Origin of the sequence: Deinococcus arboris (assembly GCF_009755355.1) — a bacterium.
Lineage (GTDB): Bacteria > Deinococcota > Deinococci > Deinococcales > Deinococcaceae > Deinococcus > Deinococcus betulae.
On the sequence record NZ_WQLB01000012.1, the window covers coordinates 42,562 to 60,696 of the forward strand.

The 18,135-nt window shown below is 66.7% G+C and carries 17 protein-coding genes; 10 read left to right on the plus strand and 7 right to left on the minus strand.

Going from position 1 to position 18,135, the window contains the following annotated elements; all coding sequences use genetic code 11:
- The first annotated feature begins 121 nt into the window (after window positions 1–121).
- From deoC to GO986_RS10540, 6 genes are all read left to right on the plus strand, one after another.
- Window positions 122–784: a deoxyribose-phosphate aldolase gene (gene deoC, locus GO986_RS10515; protein WP_369409300.1), complete on the plus strand. Its 663-nt coding sequence runs from the start codon at window positions 122–124 to the stop codon at window positions 782–784.
- A 1-nt stretch (window position 785) separates the two neighbouring features.
- Complete coding sequence (locus GO986_RS10520; protein ID WP_369409301.1) at window positions 786–1,439, plus strand: Maf family nucleotide pyrophosphatase; 654 nt, start codon at window positions 786–788, stop codon at window positions 1,437–1,439.
- Complete coding sequence (locus GO986_RS10525; RefSeq protein ID WP_157459257.1) at window positions 1,436–2,215, plus strand: rod shape-determining protein MreC; 780 nt, start codon at window positions 1,436–1,438, stop codon at window positions 2,213–2,215. Before GO986_RS10520 ends, GO986_RS10525 begins: the two co-directional genes overlap by 4 nt.
- 10 nt (window positions 2,216–2,225) lie before the next feature.
- Window positions 2,226–2,768, plus strand: a complete 543-nt coding sequence (locus GO986_RS10530) for a rod shape-determining protein MreD (protein WP_369409302.1) — start codon at window positions 2,226–2,228, stop codon at window positions 2,766–2,768.
- Window positions 2,765–4,801: a peptidoglycan D,D-transpeptidase FtsI family protein gene (locus tag GO986_RS10535; protein WP_157459258.1), complete on the plus strand. Its 2,037-nt coding sequence runs from the start codon at window positions 2,765–2,767 to the stop codon at window positions 4,799–4,801. The genes GO986_RS10530 and GO986_RS10535 overlap by 4 nt, the downstream gene beginning before the upstream one ends.
- Before the next feature lie 95 nt (window positions 4,802–4,896).
- Window positions 4,897–5,613, plus strand: coding sequence for a hypothetical protein (locus GO986_RS10540; RefSeq protein ID WP_157459259.1), 717 nt, complete (start codon window positions 4,897–4,899; stop codon window positions 5,611–5,613).
- A 221-nt stretch (window positions 5,614–5,834) separates the two neighbouring features.
- Here GO986_RS10540 and GO986_RS10545 read toward each other — a convergent pair whose 3' ends face one another.
- From GO986_RS10545 to GO986_RS10555, 3 genes are all read right to left on the minus strand, one after another.
- Complete coding sequence (locus GO986_RS10545) at window positions 5,835–6,533, minus strand: CoA transferase subunit A (RefSeq protein WP_157459260.1); 699 nt, start codon at window positions 6,531–6,533, stop codon at window positions 5,835–5,837.
- A gap of 459 nt (window positions 6,534–6,992) precedes the next feature.
- Window positions 6,993–7,490, minus strand: a complete 498-nt coding sequence (locus GO986_RS10550; protein ID WP_157459261.1) for a CAP domain-containing protein — start codon at window positions 7,488–7,490, stop codon at window positions 6,993–6,995.
- Between the two features lie 107 nt (window positions 7,491–7,597).
- Window positions 7,598–9,661, minus strand: coding sequence for a M3 family metallopeptidase (locus GO986_RS10555; protein ID WP_232337736.1), 2,064 nt, complete (start codon window positions 9,659–9,661; stop codon window positions 7,598–7,600).
- Window positions 9,662–9,985: 324 nt separating this feature from the next.
- Here GO986_RS10555 and GO986_RS10560 point away from each other — a divergent pair, with 324 nt between their 5' ends.
- Entirely contained in the window at window positions 9,986–10,948 is a 963-nt protein-coding gene (locus GO986_RS10560; protein WP_157459262.1) for an N-acetyltransferase, read from the plus strand.
- A gap of 60 nt (window positions 10,949–11,008) precedes the next feature.
- Here the strand turns inward: GO986_RS10560 and queA are convergent, their stop codons facing one another.
- Both queA and GO986_RS10570 read right to left on the minus strand, forming a co-directional pair.
- On the minus strand, window positions 11,009–12,064 hold the full coding sequence (gene queA, locus GO986_RS10565) for a tRNA preQ1(34) S-adenosylmethionine ribosyltransferase-isomerase QueA (RefSeq protein ID WP_369409303.1): 1,056 nt from the start codon (window positions 12,062–12,064) through the stop codon (window positions 11,009–11,011).
- Window positions 12,065–12,069: 5 nt separating this feature from the next.
- Window positions 12,070–12,618 carry a LabA-like NYN domain-containing protein gene (locus GO986_RS10570; RefSeq protein ID WP_157459263.1) on the minus strand — a complete coding sequence of 183 codons (549 nt, stop codon included), beginning with the start codon at window positions 12,616–12,618 and terminating at the stop codon, window positions 12,070–12,072.
- Between the two features lie 176 nt (window positions 12,619–12,794).
- Here GO986_RS10570 and GO986_RS10575 point away from each other — a divergent pair, with 176 nt between their 5' ends.
- The 3 genes from GO986_RS10575 (at window position 12,795) to GO986_RS10585 (ending at window position 16,382) form a co-directional block, all read left to right on the plus strand.
- Complete coding sequence (locus GO986_RS10575) at window positions 12,795–14,072, plus strand: aspartate aminotransferase type Ic (protein WP_157459264.1); 1,278 nt, start codon at window positions 12,795–12,797, stop codon at window positions 14,070–14,072.
- A gap of 117 nt (window positions 14,073–14,189) precedes the next feature.
- Entirely contained in the window at window positions 14,190–14,681 is a 492-nt protein-coding gene (locus GO986_RS10580; RefSeq protein WP_157459265.1) for a MarR family winged helix-turn-helix transcriptional regulator, read from the plus strand.
- Between the two features lie 66 nt (window positions 14,682–14,747).
- The gene (locus GO986_RS10585) at window positions 14,748–16,382 is read left to right on the plus strand and encodes a VOC family protein (RefSeq protein ID WP_198170589.1); all 1,635 of its coding nucleotides are present in this window, start codon (window positions 14,748–14,750) and stop codon (window positions 16,380–16,382) included.
- A 298-nt stretch (window positions 16,383–16,680) separates the two neighbouring features.
- Here the strand turns inward: GO986_RS10585 and GO986_RS10590 are convergent, their stop codons facing one another.
- Both GO986_RS10590 and GO986_RS10595 read right to left on the minus strand, forming a co-directional pair.
- Entirely contained in the window at window positions 16,681–17,391 is a 711-nt protein-coding gene (locus GO986_RS10590) for a DUF2259 domain-containing protein (RefSeq protein WP_157459266.1), read from the minus strand.
- Between the two features lie 187 nt (window positions 17,392–17,578).
- Window positions 17,579–18,103: a hypothetical protein gene (locus GO986_RS10595; RefSeq protein WP_232337737.1), complete on the minus strand. Its 525-nt coding sequence runs from the start codon at window positions 18,101–18,103 to the stop codon at window positions 17,579–17,581.
- Window positions 18,104–18,135: the final 32 nt, after the last annotated feature.

Consider the following 18,135-nt stretch of genomic DNA (forward strand, 5'->3'; position numbering starts at 1 on the left):
TTCGGCAGAGGGCGGGAATGGATGGATGAGCGGCGAGCCACCCGGCATCTCAGCGCCGTCCTCCCCCGTCTCCACCTTTGGATTCAATCTTTCTTAAAGGAAGCCCGGTATTCTGGGGGGCGTGAAGCTTGCGCCGTACATTGACCACACCCTCCTCAAAGCCACCGCCACCCGTGCCGAGATCGTCCAACTCTGCGCCGAGGCCCGCCAGAACGCTTTCTACGCTATTTGCATCAATCCGGTGTACATCCCCCTGGCCAAAGCGGAATTGAGCGGCAGTGACGTCAAAGTGGCCACCGTGTGCGGCTTTCCCCTCGGGGCCGTCAGCTCCGAGCAGAAAGCGGCCGAGGCCCGGCTCAGCGTGCAGGCAGGTGCTGACGAAGTGGACATGGTCATTCACATCGGCGCGGCGCTGGACGGCGACTGGGCGGCGGTAGAGGCCGATGTGCGTGTGGTGCGCGGGGCCACGGAAGGCACGGTGCTGAAGGTCATCATCGAAACCTGTTACCTGAATGACGAGCAAAAGCGCGCGGCCACCGAAGCTTCGGTACGCGGCGGCGCCGACTTCGTGAAGACCAGCACCGGCTTTGGCACCGGCGGCGCCACCCTGGACGACGTGCGCCTGATGCGCGAGGTCATTGCGGGCCGAGCTCAGATTAAGGCGGCCGGCGGCGTACGCACCGCAGATGACGCCAAGGCCATGATTGAGGCGGGCGCCACCCGCCTGGGCACCTCGGGCGGCGTGGCCCTGGTGGCCGGCGAGCGCATGGGCGAGGGGTATTGAAGTGACCCCAGAGCAAACCGGCACCGCCCAGGGCGTGCCGGCGGTGGTGCTGGCGTCTGGCAGCCCCCGGCGGCGCGAGCTGCTGGGTGGGCTGGGCGTCACCTTTACCGTGCAGGTCAGCGGCGAACCTGAGGACAGCCCCGAGACCGACCCGGCACGGCTGGCCGCCGAGCTGGCGCGGCTCAAGGGGCGCGCGGTGGCCGCACATCATCCCAGCGCGGTGGTGCTGGCCGCCGATACGGTCGTCGCGGTGGGCGGCACCCTGCTGGGTAAGCCAGCCGACGCTGCCGAGAACGCCGCCTTTTTGCGTCAGCTGTCAGGGCGCACCCATGAGGTCCTGACCGGGGTGGCGGTGCTATACGCGGGCCAGGAGCAGGTGGAGGTGGCGCGCACAGAGGTCACGTTCCGTTCCCTGTCTGCCACCGAAATCGAGTATTACGCTGCCACGAGCGAAGGGCTGGATAAAGCCGGCGGGTACGGCGTGCAGGGCGTGGGGGCCGCGCTGATCGAGCGCCTGAACGGCGAATACACCAACGTCGTGGGCCTGCCGCTGGGTGTGACCATCCGGCTGCTGCGGGCCTGCGGCGTGCCGGTGTGGGGCGCGCTGGAGCCTGACCCTCTGGCGACCGGTCTTCTGGGGGCGAGGGGCGCATGAAGGGGCGGGCCGCGCTGCTGACCGTGCTGGGGCTGCTGGGCCTGAGCATGGTCACCACGCGTTTTCAGGTCGTGGCCCCCACAGCGCTGCGGGCCGGCACCGCGCCGCTGACCCGCCTGTCGGTGGTGGCGGCCGATAATCTGCGCCGCGCCGTGCTGACCGTGACCCAGGAACGTCAGCGCGCCGGGCAGATGGCCGCGCTCCAAAAGCAGAATGACGCGCTGCGCCAGCGCAACGAACTGCTGACGCGCGAGGTCTCGCGGCTGCGGCAGGTCGTCAAGATCACGACCACCCAGGCTCCTAACGCGCTGGGCATCGCGCAGGTGGTGGCCGTGGACCCCAGCCCGCTGCTGGCGCGCGTGGACGTGAACAAGGGGTCGCGCGACGGGGTGCGGCTGCGCATGCCCGTCACGGTGCCGCGCGGGCTGGTCGGCCAGGTTACAGGGGTCAGCGAGACCCGCGCCACGGTGCTGGCCCTCGTGGACCCCGAAAGCAGCGTCGGCGTGACCCTGCAGGGCAACCGGGGCGGGCGCGGCGTGGCGCGCGGCGTGCCCCCAGACCGCCTGCGCGCGGAGTTTTCGCGCTCAGTGCCCATCAAGCCTGGCGACGTGCTGGTGACGAACAGCCTGGGGGGGGTCTTTCCGGTGGGGATTCCGGTGGGCACCGTGGAAAAGGTGCTGCCACTGGGCGCCAATGACATTAACCGCACCGTGATTGTCAAGCCGGCGGTGGATGTGGGCGTGGTGGAAGACGTGACGATTCTGGAGGGGTTATGAAGGTGGCGCCGTGAGGTACGACGCCCTGCGCCCCGCGCGGGGGCCAGCCCGCTGGGCGCGGGTCCTGGGCTACACCGCGCTGCTGCTGCTGGTTCAGAGTGCCCTGTCGCGCCTGGCTGACGCGGCGGGCGTGCCGGCCCCCGACCTGTTTTTGCTGACCGGCGCGGCGCTGGCGTGGCGTCTGCCCCCGGTGTGGGCGTTAACTGGCGCCTATGCAGTGGGCCTGGGGCAGGACGTGTTGGGCGGCGGCGTGCTGGGCCTGCACGCGGCGGGCGTGATGGGCGGCGCGCTGCTGGCCCTGGGCGTGCGGCGCTACGTGGCGGACTCGGGGCCGTTTCAGGCGCCGCTGACCGTGCTGCTGGCGCTGGCTGGGCAGTGGCTGGTCTTCTTGCTGCTGACCTACTGGCTGCGCACCGATCTGGTCACCGTAGACCTGCTGCGCGCCACCCTGCCCCCGCTGCTGCTGGGCACACTGCTGGTGTTTCCGCTGTGGGAACGGGCCGTGGTCTGGGCTTTTGGGCCACGGTCTGGCCCAGAAGAGGGCCTGGCATGAGCCGCGCGGGCGACCTCATTGACCGCCGCACGCGCGTGCGGCGCCGCGCGGCCAGCCGCAAGCGGGCGCGCGCCAGAGAGCGCCAGGGCGGGGCGCGCATCGGATGGATCACCCTGGGCTTCAGCCTGTGCCTGCTGGGGCTAGGGGCGCGGCTGTACCAGTTGCAGGTTGTGCAGCATGACCAGTACGCCGTACAGTCGGTCAGCAATTACCAGCGCGACGAGACCCTGCGCGCCCTGCGCGGCGAGATTCGCACGCGCGACGGCGTGCTGCTGGCCACCAACCGCCTTGCCGTGGACCTCGTGTACACCGGCCGCCGCAACCCCAAGGACCCTGAGCAGGCCATTCCCGCCTGGGACAAGATCGTGTATCTGGCGGGCATCAAGGGTGACGTGCTCAAGGGCGGCCAGCCCCGCGAACCCAACTTTGAGCGCGAGACTGAAACGGTCCTGGCGCGCAACATCCCGCAGGACAAGTTGGCGGCCCTGTACGAATACACCGTGCTGGTGCCCAGCCTGGAACTGCGCGAGCGCCTGGAACGGGTCTACCCCGAAGGCAAGATGGCCGGGCACCTGCTGGGCTACGTGCAGGAAGCCAGCGAGGCGCAGGTGGCCGAAGGCGGCTACGCGCCCGGCGACCTCGTGGGCCGCTCTGGGCTGGAATACAGCCTGCAAACGACCTTGCAGGGCAAGAACGGCCTGCGCCGCCGCGAGGTTACGGCCAGCGGCAAGCCACAGACCGAGCGGGTCATTGACCCCGGCACTAAGGGCAAAGACGTGACACTCAGCATTGACTCGCGCCTGCAACTCGCCGCCGAACGGGCGCTGCGTGAGGGCCTGGCGGATGTGAATGCGGGCCGCGCCAGGGCAGGCAAAGCCGCCGAGCCGTACACACGCGGCGCCATCATCGCCATTGACCCGCGCACGAATGAGGTCCTGGCGATGGCCAGCAGCCCCACCTACGACCCCAACTGGTTCTCGCGCGTGCCCAGCCCTGATCCCAAAGCCAAGAACTGGGCGATTGACCCCAACCGCCCCCTGGCCGAACTGGACGCCGTGACCAGCAACCGCGTGGTGCAGGCGTACAACCCCGGCAGCGTCTTCAAGATCGCCACGACCCTGATGTACGTGGAGAAATGGGGCAACTTTACCCTGCCGTGCAACCCGGTTTATTACTATGGGCGCACGGCCAAGCGCAACTGGGCACACTACAGCCTGGGCATGGTGGATGGACGCCTAGCCATCTCCTATTCCTGTAACCCCTGGTACTACCACTCGGCGGCGCAGGTCGGCCCAGAAGCCTACGCCCGGCAGCTAAAAAGCCGCCTGACGGAACTGGGGTACAACGGCCCCACGGGTCTGGAACTGGTGGGCGAGAAGACGGGACTGCTGATGACGGCCGATGAATACATCAGTCCAGCGAAGTGGTACCCCGGCTTCGGCCTGAACATGAGCATTGGGCAGGGGGACGTGCTGGTCACGCCCGCGCAAGTGGTATCGGTGATGTCCACCATCATCAACAATGGGCAAAAGCGGCCGCTGACACTTCTGAAAGCGGTGGGCGGCCAGCCGCAGCCGCGCAAACCTGCGGTCAACGTGGTGCGCCAGGGCAACACCGATGTCTTCAAGTTCGTGCAAGACGGCATGAGCGGCACCACCGCCGGCACCCGCTACGGCACTGCCCAGCACGAGATTGGCCCCACTCTTTTTCCCGTGAGGACAGGGGGCAAGACCGGCACAGCTGAGAACGGCCGTAGCTTCCACGATGGGCTGGCTTACACCCACGCCTGGTACGAGGGCTACGGCCCGCTGGTCAACCCCAATTTCGCAGTCGTGGCGTTTTTCCAGAACGGTGGCGAGGGGTCGGGGCCAGCGCTGAAAGCCGTCAAGAAAATGTTCGCCGAGCGCTGGTGCGTCAGTCTGAATGAAGCGGGCAGCGCCCTCCCCCTGGCTGCCCAGCAACCCTGCACTGGCGATCTGGAGCAGATGCACAAGGTGTACAAGATTCGGGCGGCAAGAACAGCGAAACAGTAAATCAGCGTCAAACATGAAAGCCATCTGACGCTGGATGCTGCTGATAGCAGGTGACTTCAGACAACAGAACTGTTGGCTGGCTCCAGCCTGGCATCATGGTGCGTGCCTCTCTGGCTGTGGCAGTTTTGCTGACTTTGACAGGCGCAGGGGCCATCACTGTGCCGCCCGTGACCTCTCCCAGGCTGCCGGCCACCGGGAGCAGCGTGCCGGCGTTGGTGCCGAGCGGCTGGGTCATCGAACAGCGTCTGAGCGCCGAATTCAACGGCGACCGGCTGCCCGATACCTTGCTGGTCCTGCACATGAATAGCCCCCGAAACGTTCTGCCTGAGCCGCAAGACTTTGCGCTGGGCGCCTGGCCGCTCAACAATAACCCACGCCTGCTAATGGCCGCGTTTGGGCAGCGTGGCGGCGGCTCTCGCCTCGCCTTTCAAAGTCGTGTGATTCCGCGCTGCGAAGTCGCCACGATGGACGACCCACTGGCTGGACTGACCCTGCGACCCGGAGGCTTTACACTGAGGCTGACCGAGTTGTTTAGCGCAGGCTTATGGACCGAAAGCTCGGTGCAGTTCACGGTGCGCTTTCAGGACGGTTGTTTTCGGGTCATAGGTTATGACCGCACAACCCAGGCCCGGAGCAGCGGCCTGTACGACGCACTCAGCGTCAACTTTCTGACCGGCCAGCAGAAGGTGATGACAGGGTGTTGGTCAGCCGACACGAACGCGCCCCGCCAGGAACGCTGGTCGGCCTACCCAGGGGCGCGGCGCGTGTACATTCAGGCAATGGCGGGTGGCCTGCGCTTTCTGCGGGATTGACAGGCAGACCTCGGAGCCCTGCAGAGGAAAGCCTTTATCACGAGTCAGTAGCCTTGTCTGAGAGAGAAGGCGGCCTCGCCTGACACTGGCAGGCCATTCTCTACTTTAGGGCACTCGGCAACCTATGCCGGTTCTGGTCACTCATTTCATTCAGAGCTTGAGAGCCTCTCCCTCTTCCCCTTTGGATTGCGTAAAGCGCGCTGCCCCACCCAATCTCTGCCCTACCCGGCGCGCACCGTGCGCTGCTCAATACGTTTTTCGGGCGTGGCGTTCAGGACCACGCGCTGCACAAAAATGCCGGGGGTATCCACTTCATCGGGGTCCAGGGCGCCGACCTCCACCAGTTCCTCGACCTCGGCCACCGTCACCCGGCCGCAGGTGGCGGCCACCGGATTAAAGTTGCGCGCCGTCTTGCGGTACACGAGATTGCCCGCCCGGTCAGCCTTCCAGGCCTTGACCAGAGCGACATCCGCCACGATGCCGCGTTCTAGAATGTAAGTCTGGCCGTCAAAGTCCTTGTGTTCTTTACCCTCGGCCACCACCGTACCCACACCCGTTTTGGTGTAGAAGCCGGGAATCCCGGCCCCGCCCGCGCGCATCCGCTCGGCCAGGGTGCCCTGAGGCGTAAATTCCAGCTCCAGTTCGCCGGCCAGATACTGCCGCTCGAATTCCTTGTTCTCGCCCACGTAACTGGAAATCATCTTGCGAATCTGGCGCGTTTCAAGCAGCAGACCCAGGCCCCAGCCGTCTACGCCCGCGTTGTTGCTGACGGCCGTCAGGTCGCGCGCGCCGCTGTCGCGCAGCGCCAGAATCAGCTGCTCAGGAATGCCACACAGACCGAAGCCGCCCACGGCGACTGTCTGACCATCTGTCACGAGGTCGGCAAGCGCCGCCCTGGCGTCGGGATAGACCTTGTTCATGCTAGGCCCCAGTGTAAGCGACAAACCCTAACGGACGTTTGGTTGGTAGAGGTGGGAGGGACCGAGCCTCAAGAGGACTGTTCTCAGGGCTTGTGAGGTAGAGGCCAGCGGCGACTCTCCGAAGTCTGGCGCGTCGCCTACGAGCACGACAACTTTCCCTCGGAGGTTTGAGAGGGCTCTACGACTGTCTGCGTAGAGACTTCAGTGCTGGCCCAAGGTCTCTATACATGCCTGAGCTTGCGCACCGGGCAGTGCCGCGTGAAGGTCGAATCCAGAACTGCCGAGGTCTTGAGTCTTTGGTAACTCTAGGCAAGCAGAGCAAATGGCTGCGATGAGAGGGCGGCCTTGGTGGGAGCGCTCTCCCGTCATCTCCAGTACCCGCTGTAAGGCCTCGCCAATTCAAATACAAACACACCGAGGCAGAGAGCTGAATCGCCTCTGCCTCGGGCCTGTCCCTTATTACCGGGGCTGGCTACTCAGGACCATCACGTAGGCGGTGCCGCGTGATCCCTGCACCACCGCCGCGCCGACATTGGTGTAACGCGCCTCGTTCATCCAGAAGCAGTGCACGGCGGAATTGAGCCACCAGCGAATCGCGCTTTCAGGGTTGACCCCGCCGCCCATGAAGATGATTTCGGTCACACTGACCGCATTGACCCCGGTGCTGGCGGCCCGGACGCGCGGCGTGCTCCCCCCGGCCCCGGTGTGGCTGATGCGCCCGGTGCTGCTCATGTACCCGGCCTGCACGCGGGCGGCGGCGGCCAGTTCAGGCGTGTAGGTCAGGCGACCAGCCACCGGCCGCTTGCCGCTGCCCGGACAGCTGACCCCCTGGCCCCGCACGTCATTGAGACGCGCCACAAGCTGGCTCTCGGCACTGGACTGGGCCGCAGCGGGCAGTCCCAGCGACACGAGGGCCGCCAGAACGCCCAGCGTCCGCTGGGAGGTGCGTTTGGGCATTGTGAACGAATCTTAACCCAGCATTCTGGGCTCGCATGAGAAAAACTTCCCATCTATGAGAACGGGGCCGCCAGGCATTCACTTGGCGGCCCCAATTAAAGCCTGACCTACGCGGGCAGCAGGCCACTGCGGCGCAGCAGGGCGTCGGCGTCTGGGTCACGGCCCATGAACTCGCGGTACAGCTCGGCCGGGTCGGCGCTGTTGCCCCGGCTCAGCACGCTGTCTACAAAAGCGCGGCCCGTCTCGCGGTTAAAGATGCCCTCTTTGGCGAAGCGGCTGAAGGCGTCGGCGTCTAGAACCTCGGCCCACTTGTACGAGTAGTAGCCGGCGCCGTAGCCGACCGGGCTGCTGAACAGGTGGCCAAACGAAGCGATCATGGCGTAGTCCTCGGGCAGCGGCGCGTGCGAGAAGCGCGCCATGATGTCACGGGCGTAAGGCACGGGGTCGGCGTCACTGTCCGGGTCAAACTCGACGTGCAGCGCCAGGTCCGTCAGACCAAACGAGTACTGACGCATCGCGGCGGCGGCGGCGCGGTAGTTGCGTGCGGCGACCATCCGGCCAAACAGCTCTTCTGGAATGGGCTCGCCCGTTTCGTAGTGGCGGGCAAACAGGTCCAGGGCCTCGCGCTCCATCACCCAGTTTTCCATAATCTGGCTGGGCAGCTCCACAAAATCCCAGGCCACCTTCGTGCCGGCCAGCGACCTCACCGCCACACGGGAGAGCGCGTGGTGCAGCAGGTGACCGAACTCGTGGAACACCGTTTCGACCTCGCGGATAGACAGCAGGGCGGGGGTGTCACCACTGGGCGGCGTCATGTTGCCGCACATCAGTCCCAGGTGGGGGTCCACGCCGTCTTCACGCGGGCCACCCGTGACAAAGGCATTCATCCAGGCACCCGCGCGCTTGCTGTCGCGCGGGAACCAGTCGGTGTAGAAGCTGGCCACATGGGTCCCGGCCTCATCGTGGATGTCGTAATAGCGCACTTCGGGATGCCAGCCGGGCGCCTGGGCCTCCGTGACACTCACGCCAAACACGCGCCGGGTAATTTCAAAGAGGCCCGACAGCACCTGCTCCAGGGGGAAATAAGGGCGCAGCTGCTCCTCGTCAAAGTTGTATTTGGCCTGCTGCTCCTTTTCGGACCAGTAAGCGGTGTCCCAGGCTTCCAGGGCCGGGGCGTCCTGACCCATCTGCTCGTGGTAGAAGGCGTTCAGGTCTGCTTTCTCCTGCTCAAAGGAGGGGCGGGTGCGGGCTTCCAGGTCCCGCTCGAAGGCCAGGGCGCGTTCGCCTGTCCCGGCCATGCGGTCTTGCAGCACGTAGTCGGCAAAGTCGCGGAAACCCAGCAGCTGGGCTTTCTCCCGGCGCAGCTTCAGAATCTCGCGGATGAGCGGGCGGTTGTCGCGGCCCGACTGCACCCCCAGGGTGCCGCTGGCCTGCCACAGCTCGCGGCGCAGCTCGCGGTCGTCAGCGTAGGTCAGGACCGGCAGCAGGGTGGGCGCGTGTTGGGTCAGGCGGTGCTGGCCCTCTTTGCCCTTCTCGGCGGCGTCGCGGGCGGTGGCGTCCAGAACACGCTGGGGCAGACCACTCAGGCGCTCGGGGCCCACGTACAGCTCATAGGCGGCGGTGGCGTCCAGCACGTTCTTGCCGTACTCGCTGGTCACCTGGGCCAGGCGGGTGTTCAGCTCTCCCAGGCGCTCTCTGGCCTCGCCCTGCAACTCGGCGCCCTCGCGGCGAAACTCTTCAAGGGTCAGTTTTAGGTGGCGGGCCCGCACGGGGTCCAGCGTGCGGCCGGCCTCGGTCTGGGCGAAGGCCGCCAGCGCTGCGTACAGCCCTTCATGGAGGGTCAGGCTGGTGTAGAACTCGCTGACCTTGGGCAGAATCGCCATCTTGGCCGCGTGCCACTCGTCGCTGCTGACCACGCCGTCCAGGTGACCTACGATGGTGCGCGCGGTGTCCAGTTGCTCGGTCAGGGTGTCCAGGTCCGCCATGAAACCGGCAAAATCCCGCTCGCCCGCGCGGGCCAGGTGGTCCAGCTTCTCGCGCGCCTGGGTCAACAGGGCGTCCACGGCCGGCTCAGCATGGTCGGGGCGAATCTGGTCAAAGGGAATGCGGAAGCCGACGTTCAGCAGCGGATTGCTGCTCGCGTCGGTCGCAGCCGACATGGTTTGTGTCATCAGGGGCCAGTATAGGCGGGGGGTCCGGCCCAGTCGGTAGGCTTTATGGCGGAGCGCAGGAGAGGAGCCGGAGGCGACAGGGGCTGGCCTGCGCTGCTCTCTGAGTCCAGTCTTGGCCTTCTCTCCGGCCCTCCAAATTTGGCCGAGGGGACTCGTGGGCAAACACTTTCCTGGGGCCTTAAGTCGTAGGTTCGAACAAGCGACCGGCTCAGGCACAGCAGAGCTGACTGGACCAGATTCCCGTCTCATCAGGCGCTTTTTGCAGAGTGGCCTTACGCCACTTGGCGAGGTGACGGCCACCGGGCCAGCATGCTTTCCTCCTGTATGGCGAATGATCTGGCCGCCCTGCAGTTTCAGCCGCTCTCTGACGAGGCCTACGCCGCCTTCCGCACCGCCGCGCACCCCGACAGCCCAGTGACGCCTGATGACCTGGCGCGGCTGGCCGCCGGGCGTGAGTCCAGTGAACACCACACGCAGGAGGGGGCCTTTTTAGATGGAACTCTGGCAGGGGCCGTGACCACCGGCCGGCCACGGCTGGACAATCACGACGGCTGGCTGGATGTGACCGTGACCACCTCGTCTGGCCAGGGGCCACTGGCTGACGCCCTGCTGAGACACGGCCTCTCTACTGTGGCTAACGCCAGCGCCCACACCGCCGTGACCCGCGTGCAGGAGGACTGGTGGGAGCGCGAGTTTCTGCTGGCGAGCGGCTGGGCCGAATTTGACCGCATGTGGCTCAGCACCCTAGACCTGCGCACGCTGGACTTCGCGGCCTTCGCCGCCGAGGAAGCCCGCGCGCTGTCGGGCGGCGTGACCATTCGGCCCCTGAGCGACCTGGGGGGCTGGGACGCCGACCCAGAGCGCCACTACGCCCTGATTCACGCGCTGCTCTCAGCGGTGCCCAGCACCCGGCCCATTCAGGTCTGGCCCTATGACCTGTGGCGCACGCGCATGGCGGCCCTCAACCTCGACCCGCGCGGCTTCATGGTGGCTCTGGCCCCGGACGGCCAGTGGATCGGGACGACGCAGCTGTCGCAGACCATTCCGGCGCGCCCCGGCACCCTGCACAACGGCCTGACGGGCGTGCTGGCCCCCTGGCGCGGGCGCGGCCTGGGGCTGGCCCTCAAACTGGCGGCGGCCCGCGCGGCCCTGGCACGCGGCTTTACCCACTCGCGCACCGGCAACCACGCCGTCAACCGCCCCATGCTGGCGATTAATGAGCGGCTGGGCTGCGTGCGGGAAGCGGCGGTGGTAACGCTGACAAGGGCCGTGGGAAGTGGGGTGTAGGTAGTAGGAAAAGAATGTTCTGGCCAAAGCGGAGCGTCTCTACAACCCACAGCCTACCTCCTACACCCTCTTCTCCAGCAGCATCGCGTCCCCCAGCGAGTAGAAGCGGTAGCCCTGCTCTAGAGCTGCGCCGTAAGCCGCGCGGATGCGGTCCTCGCCGGCAAAGGCGGCCACCAGCAGCAGCAGGGTGCTGCCGGGGAGGTGCAGATTGGTCAGCAGCAGGTCTGGGACGTAAACGGGCGTGCCTGGGGTAATGAAGATGCGGGTGTCGCCCTCGCCCGCCGCCATCTCCTGACCGTTCCAGGCACTTTCCAGGGTGCGGACGGTGGTGGTGCCCACCGCCACCACGCGCCGGCCCTGGGCGCGGGCCGCATTGATGGCCTGGGCTGCCTCTGGGCTGACCGAGTAGCGTTCGGCGTGCATGACGTGGTCAGCCACCGACCCGCTAATGGGCTTGAAGGTGCCAGCCCCCACATGCAGCGTCACGAAGGTGCGCTCCACGCCCATCTCGTCCAGGCGGGCCAGCAACTCGGGCGTGAAGTGCAGCCCAGCAGTCGGGGCTGCCACACTCCCCGGTGTGCGGGCGTACACCGTCTGGTAGCGCTCGCGCCAGGTGTCGTCACTGTCCCCAGCCGCAATGTACGGGGGCAGTGGCAGGCGGCCAATCTCGTCCAGGTGGAGTTTGATGTCGTGGTCAAAGCGCAGCAGACGCGCGCCGTCCTCCAGCGTGCCCACCACCTCGGCGCGGTGCCCGCCTTCGGCGGCGCTGCCACCCAGCCACAGTTCGTGGCCGGCGCGGCGGGCAGGCTTCAGGTAGGCGCTCCAGAGGTTCGCCTCTTCCTCGCGCAGCAGCAGCACCTCCACCTGCCCGCCGCCAAACCCGGCGGCGTCCACCGGCTTGCGAGCCATCACGCGGGCGGGGATGACGCGGCTCTCGTTAAAGACCAGCAGGTCGTCGGGCCGCAGCAGGCTGGGCAGGTCGCGGAAGACGTGGTGGGTGACGGCGTCACGAACCACCATCAGGCGGCTGGCGTCGCGGGGCTGCGCGCCGGTCTGGGCAATGCGGTCTTCCGGCAACTCAAAGTGCAGGCGCGAGAGCACCTCGTCGGCAGACACCGGGCTTACTCCTCGGCTTTGGCGCCTCTGGGGGCGCGGGCAGGCATCAGGGCGCCGTCGAGGTCCGGCAGGTTGATAAAGCGGTCGGCGGCGTCCACCAGCTTCTGCGCGGTGTGCTCGCGGAAGGCGATGACCTCCACGCGCTTGCCCCGCTCCTGAAGGACCTCCACGATGTCGGTAAAGTCACCGTCGCCGCTGCCCAGCACGATGATGTCGAGGTGGTCCATCAGGCGCACCATGTCCGCCACGATGCCCATGTCCCAGTTGCCCTCATAGATAGCCTTGCCGCCGTCGGTGACGTGGTGCAGAGTCAGGTTCATGCGCCGCACCTTGTAACCCAGCGCCGAGAGCTTGTAGATAAAGGGCCGGGCGGTGGCCTCATTCTCGCGCTCGACGGTGTAGCTGATGGCGTGGACCAGTTCGCGGCCTTCGGTGGCGCATTTGAGGATGGTCTCGAAATTGACGGTGCGCTCCAGCAGGTCGCGCGCCGAGTGGTAGATGTTTTGCGTGTCAATAAAGACCCCCACGCGGGGGCGGTGAACGACGTACTGCATTGGTCAGTCTCCTGTTGGGGTGATGCGGAGGGGCAAAAGGGACAACGTGAAAGGGGCCAAAAGCCAAAAAGGGCGCTGCGGCCCGCCGAAGTGTAACACCCGGTGAGGGGCGCGGGCAGACAGCAGTGGTAGACACCGCCCACCTGCCGTGCGGGCCGGGCCGTTACCCTGAAGGCATGACGAGCGACGTGCAAAGTGGCCCCTCTTCGGCTCTGGCCCAGGCCCAGGCGGCCTACGCCGACGTGCAGGCGCGCGGCCTGAAACTGAACATGCAGCGCGGTCAACCCGCCGACGCCGACTTTGACCTGAGTAACGACCTGCTGGCGGCGCTGGGGCCAGCAGACACCCACCTGGACGGCCTGGACCTGCGCAACTACCCTGGCGGCGTGGCGGGCCTGCCCTCGGCGCGGGCGCTGTTTGGGGCGTACCTGGACCTCAAGCCGGAAAATATGGTCGTGTGGAACAACGCCAGCCTGGAACTGCAAAGTTACGTGCTGACCTTTGCCCTGCTTCACGGCCTGCGCGGCGGCCAACCCTGGGTGGGGAGCCGCCCGAAGATGATCGTCACGACCCCCGGCTATGACCGCCACTTTCTGCTGCTTCAGACCCTGGGTTTTGAGCTGCTGACCGTGGACATGCAGCCCGACGGCCCCGACGTGGCGGCCATCGAGCGCCTGGCGGCCGGCGACCCCACGGTCAAGGGGGTGCTGTTCGTGCCCACCTACTCCAACCCCGGCGGCGAGAGCATCAGCGCTGAGAAAGCGCGGCACCTGGCAGGCCTGAACGCTGCGGCCCCCGATTTCACCATCTTCGCCGACGACGCCTACCGCGTGCATCACCTCTCGGCCGACCCCGCCGAGCAGGACACGCCCGTCAATCTGGTGGCGCTGTGCCGGGACGCCGGGCACCCCGACCGCGCCTTTGTGTTTGCCAGCACCAGCAAGGTCACCTTTGCGGGCGCGGGGCTGGGCTTCGTGGGCAGCAGTGAGGACAACATCCGCTGGCTGAGTGGGTATCTCAATGCCCTGAGCATCGGCCCCAACAAGCTGGAGCAGGCGCGGCACGTCAAGTTTCTGCAGGGCTACTCCGGCGGGCTGGACGGCCTGATGGCCGCGCACGCCGCCCTGATTGCGCCGAAGTTCCGCGCGGTGGACGAGGTGCTGGCCGGGGAACTGGGCCAGGACGGCCGCTACGCGCGCTGGACCAGCCCACGCGGCGGGTATTTCATCAGCCTGGACACCACTGAGCCGGTGGCCGACCGCGTGGTGGCCCTGGCCGAGGCGGCGGGCGTCAGCCTGACCCCGGCGGGCGCCACCTACCCTGCGGGCAAGGATCCCCACAACCGCAACATTCGCCTGGCCCCCACCCGGCCTCCGGTGGCCGAGGTCTACGAAGCCATGCGCGCCGTGGCCACCTGCGTGCGCCTGGCGACCGAGGAACACCGGGCACGCTAAACGCAATCGGTTACAACACAACAGGGGCGTTCCGCAAGGCTGGACGCCCCTTTTTCTGGCGCTGGCCGCCGTCCGTTCGTCTTGACTTCGCGCACACCCACCCGGAGGATAGGCCCCATGCCCAACCGGTACGCTGGCTCTCCCGACGAACGCGCGGCGCTCGACGCCTACGTCAAACTGTGGCGCGCGTCCCACGCCGTCGAGGTCAGCGCCAACCGGCACCTGGCCGACCACGGCCTGACGGTCAGCCAGTTTGGCGTCATTGAAGCCCTGTATCACCTGGGGCCCCTGAGCCAGCGCCAGCTGGCCGACAAGATTTTGCGCTCCAGCGGCAACCTGACGATGGTGATTGACAATCTGGAACGCGACGGCCTGGTGCGCCGGGACCGCGACCCCGCCGACCGCCGCATCATGCGGGTGTCGCTGACGCCGCAGGGGCAGGCGCTGATTGAACGCATCCTGCCGGCCCATGTCGAAGGCATCCGGGCCGTGTTTGGCGTCCTCAACCCCGAGGAGCTGGCGCAGCTGACCCGCCTGACCCGGCAGCTGGGCCTGGCCCTGCAAGGTCAGGGCAGCCGTGAGAGTCGCGGGCTGGCCTCCACCCGCTGACGAGGAACGTACGCGGCGGCCAGTCAGCTGCTTCCCAAATCGTTTAATGTTAAGTAATATAGAGCCATGACCATGTCTAACCTCTCGCCGGTTCAGGGCCTGCACCACGTCACCATCATGGCGAGCGATCCGCAGCGCAACGTGGATTTTTACACCAGGGTGCTGGGGCAGCGGCTGGTCAAGGTGACGGTCAACTTTGACGACCCCGGCACCTATCACCTGTATTACGGCGACCACACCGGGCAGCCGGGCACGATCATGACGCATTTTCCCTGGCCGGGAGCGCGCCGGGGCGTGCGCGGCCACGGCGAGGTGGTGGCAGTAGCCTACAGCGCCCCCGCCTCTTCACAGCCCTACTGGGAGGCGCGGCTTGCCGACGCAGGCCTGAACCTGCGCGCCGGCACCCGCTTTGGCCACCCCACCCTGACCTTTGACGACCCCGACGGCACCTGGACCGAACTGGTCTTTGAGGACGGCGCCCCAGTGCAGCCCTGGCCGCAGTCGCCTGTGCCAGCCGACTTTGCCCTGCGCGGCTTTCATGGGGTGACGGCCTGGGTGCGCGACGTGGCCCCGGTGCGCGACCTCCTGGTAGACCAGCTGGGGCTGACCGAGGTGGGCACCGAGCAGGACACCGACGGCCCCCGCACCCGGTTTCGGGGCAGCGGCGCGGGCGTGGGGCTGTATGTGGATGTGATCGAGCGCCCAGGGCTGGCACGCGGGCAGTTTGGCGCCGGCAGCGTTCATCATGTGGCGCTGCGCACCCGTGACGACGCCGAACAGGCCACGTACCTGGACGCCCTGAGCGCCGCCGGCTACCGGCCCACCCCGGTGCAGGACCGGCAGTATTTCCATTCCATCTATTTCCGTGAACCGAATGGCGTGCTGTTCGAGATTGCCACCGACGCGCCCGGCTTTGCCAGCGACGAGCCAGTCGAGGCGCTGGGCTACGCGCTGAAACTGCCCGCCTGGTTTGAAGCGCAGCGCCCACAGATTGAAGCGCAGCTGCCGCGTCTGCACAGCCCGGAATACAGGGTGGACCTGGGCACGCGCACCCTGGACACCGCCCCGGCGACCGAGCCCATCACGCCCAGCGTCAAGGTGCTGACGGCTGGCCGCCCGGCGGCCGACGCGCGGGTGGCTGTTCTCCTGCTGCACGGCCGGGGCGGCACGGCGCAGGACATCCTGAGTCTGGAACACGAGCTGAATCTGAGCGCCTTTGCTTATCTGGCCCCGCAGGCGCCGGGCAACACCTGGTATCCCCTGTCGTTTCTGGCCCCCGTCGCGCAGAACCAGCCCCATCTGGATCAGGCGCTGGCCACTGTGGACGGCCTGATGGCGCACTTGGCGGGGCAGGGCATTCCCCCAGAGCGGGTGGTGGTGGCCGGCTTCAGCCAGGGGGCGTGCCTGGCGCTGGAATATGCCAGCCGCACGGGAGCCAAACTGGGCGGCGTGGTGGCCTTCAGCGGCGGCCTCATCACACTGGACCAGACGGGCGACCTGCGGGGCCTGCCGGTGGTGATGGGGGTCGACCCGGCCGACGGGCATATTCCCCTGGCCCGCTTTACTGCCAGCGCCGAGCACCTGCGCGCGCGCGGCGCAGCAGTGGACGCCCAGATCATTCCGGGCCTAGGCCACAGCATCAATACGGACGAGTTGAACGCGGCCCGCGCCCTGATGCAGCAGGTGGCGGCTCAGGTCTAGGCCGAAGCGTGCTGACGGGAAGGGGGATCAATTCATGCCCATGCCGGACGAGGAGCGACTGGGCACGGAAGGCCAAGCGCGATGGCCTCTAAGCGCTACCTCTGACCTGGAAAGGGTTGGAGACCCATCTCTTTGCTTTGTCAGAGGTTATCCGCTTTGTGGTCGGTGAGAAAGCACACCCTCTCCCCGAGAACCGCTTTGTTTGCCCCAAAGTGACCCCGGCGTCACCCCTTAAGGCTTCTGGAATGTGCGGCGAAAGCGTCAGCAGCCGGCCATAAAACCGAATCTTTTCTAACCATTATTTCAGGGTCGCGGCCACGAAGACGGCTGCCGCGTCTGGGCCCTCGAAGCCCATCGAGTAGGCCCGCAGCGTGACCAGCACGCGGTTACCCTGCACGTCCACCCGTTCCAGGCTGTAGCGCACCGCGCAGTTGCGCCCCGGCGAAGACAGGGTGTCCTGGTAGATGAGCTGGCCGTTGATACGCAGCTCGAAGCCAGCCGGGCGCTCGCCAGGGAAAATGAAGTCGGGGTAAGCGCAGGACTGGGCGCGCAGGGGGACCACCTTCAGGCTGACGGGCACAGCGCGGCTCCAGAGCTTGACCGGCGTGACCTGAGTAACGCCGGGCCGCAGCCCATCCTGCCAGCGCGGGTAAGGCGTGGCATACGCGCGGGTGTAGCGGGGCACACTGGCTTTCCCCAGCGTCAGGCCGGCGCCACGCAACACAGTCTGGGTTGCGGCCTCGTTCAGCAGCGCCTGACGCACCTGGGGCGCTGACTGGTCTTCGCCGGTCCTTGTGCGGTTAGCCAGGGTCTGCCCACTGCCCGTGGACAGCACGTTCAGGGCAGCATAGCCAAAGCCGCTGCCATCGCGCTCGCCGCTGACTACCGTGACCACCCGCTCTCCTGTGGCCGAAAACTGAATGTGCGCGACAGGCAGACGTTCATTCGCCTGGGCCGCACTGGCCCACAACGCGCTGATGGTGAGCAGGGCAATCAGAGGTCGGCGCATGGGGGCACCGTACCGCAGGCAGGCCGCAGAGTGCCAGCTCTTTGCAGGACCTGCTCTCAAGCCTCATGAAACGGACAGCCTCTCGGTATGCCTTTGCCTGTGCCACGGACCGCCGCCTTTTATCTGTAGGACGCCGCTTTACCTTTTACCCTACTAACCTCCAAATATGGCAGGGCTTCCGGCCCGCTTACTTGAACTTCACGCTCGCCAGCACCTTGCTGAACAGGGCGCTGGCCTGGGCAAACCGCGCCGGGCTGTCGGTCAGCTGAAAGGAATAGAGGTTCTTGGCGCCCACGCCGTACCACACGCGCATGCTCAGCTGGCCCTGGGGATGGGTCACGGTGTACTGCCGCTCTAAGCCGCTGACCCCGCCGTACCCGATGACGCGGCTGCTGACTTGCTTGGGGGTGGCCCCGGTGCCCTTGATGCCAGCCTCGAACTTCTGAAATTCGCCGGCTGGGGTCGGAGCTGCGCCGTTTTTTGGCGTGTACAGGAGCCGAATCATGGTGGCGGGCGGCGCCTTGGCCGAGACCAGACTGACCCCCAGCGTGCCGTCCTGGAAATCCGCGCCCAGCCAGCCTTTGGGCAGACTGACGGCAAAGGGCAGTTTGGGTTCGTTCAGCGGCACCAGGGTCTGGGCGTGGGCGGCAGAGGCGGTCAGCAGAGCCAGCAGGGTCAGGCGGCGGGCAACTTGGGCAGAGGCAACCATCATGGTGGGCACCGTAGCAGCCGAAGGTGAGTGCG

Bases quoted from the DNA above. Each gene is read 5' to 3' on its own strand.
- GO986_RS10525 (WP_157459257.1), top strand. From the start codon at position 1,436: ATGAAGGGGCGGGCCGCGCTGCTGACCGTGCTGGGGCTGCTGGGCCTG.
- GO986_RS10535 (WP_157459258.1), top strand. From the start codon at position 2,765: ATGAGCCGCGCGGGCGACCTCATTGACCGCCGCACGCGCGTGCGGCGC.
- GO986_RS10540 (WP_157459259.1), top strand. From the start codon at position 4,897: ATGGTGCGTGCCTCTCTGGCTGTGGCAGTTTTGCTGACTTTGACAGGC.
- GO986_RS10545 (WP_157459260.1), bottom strand. From the start codon at position 6,533: ATGAACAAGGTCTATCCCGACGCCAGGGCGGCGCTTGCCGACCTCGTG.
- GO986_RS10550 (WP_157459261.1), bottom strand. From the start codon at position 7,490: ATGCCCAAACGCACCTCCCAGCGGACGCTGGGCGTTCTGGCGGCCCTC.
- GO986_RS10555 (WP_232337736.1), bottom strand. From the start codon at position 9,661: ATGACACAAACCATGTCGGCTGCGACCGACGCGAGCAGCAATCCGCTG.
- GO986_RS10560 (WP_157459262.1), top strand. From the start codon at position 9,986: ATGGCGAATGATCTGGCCGCCCTGCAGTTTCAGCCGCTCTCTGACGAG.
- GO986_RS10570 (WP_157459263.1), bottom strand. From the start codon at position 12,618: ATGCAGTACGTCGTTCACCGCCCCCGCGTGGGGGTCTTTATTGACACG.
- GO986_RS10575 (WP_157459264.1), top strand. From the start codon at position 12,795: ATGACGAGCGACGTGCAAAGTGGCCCCTCTTCGGCTCTGGCCCAGGCC.
- GO986_RS10580 (WP_157459265.1), top strand. From the start codon at position 14,190: ATGCCCAACCGGTACGCTGGCTCTCCCGACGAACGCGCGGCGCTCGAC.
- GO986_RS10585 (WP_198170589.1), top strand. From the start codon at position 14,748: ATGACCATGTCTAACCTCTCGCCGGTTCAGGGCCTGCACCACGTCACC.
- GO986_RS10590 (WP_157459266.1), bottom strand. From the start codon at position 17,391: ATGCGCCGACCTCTGATTGCCCTGCTCACCATCAGCGCGTTGTGGGCC.
- GO986_RS10595 (WP_232337737.1), bottom strand. From the start codon at position 18,103: ATGATGGTTGCCTCTGCCCAAGTTGCCCGCCGCCTGACCCTGCTGGCT.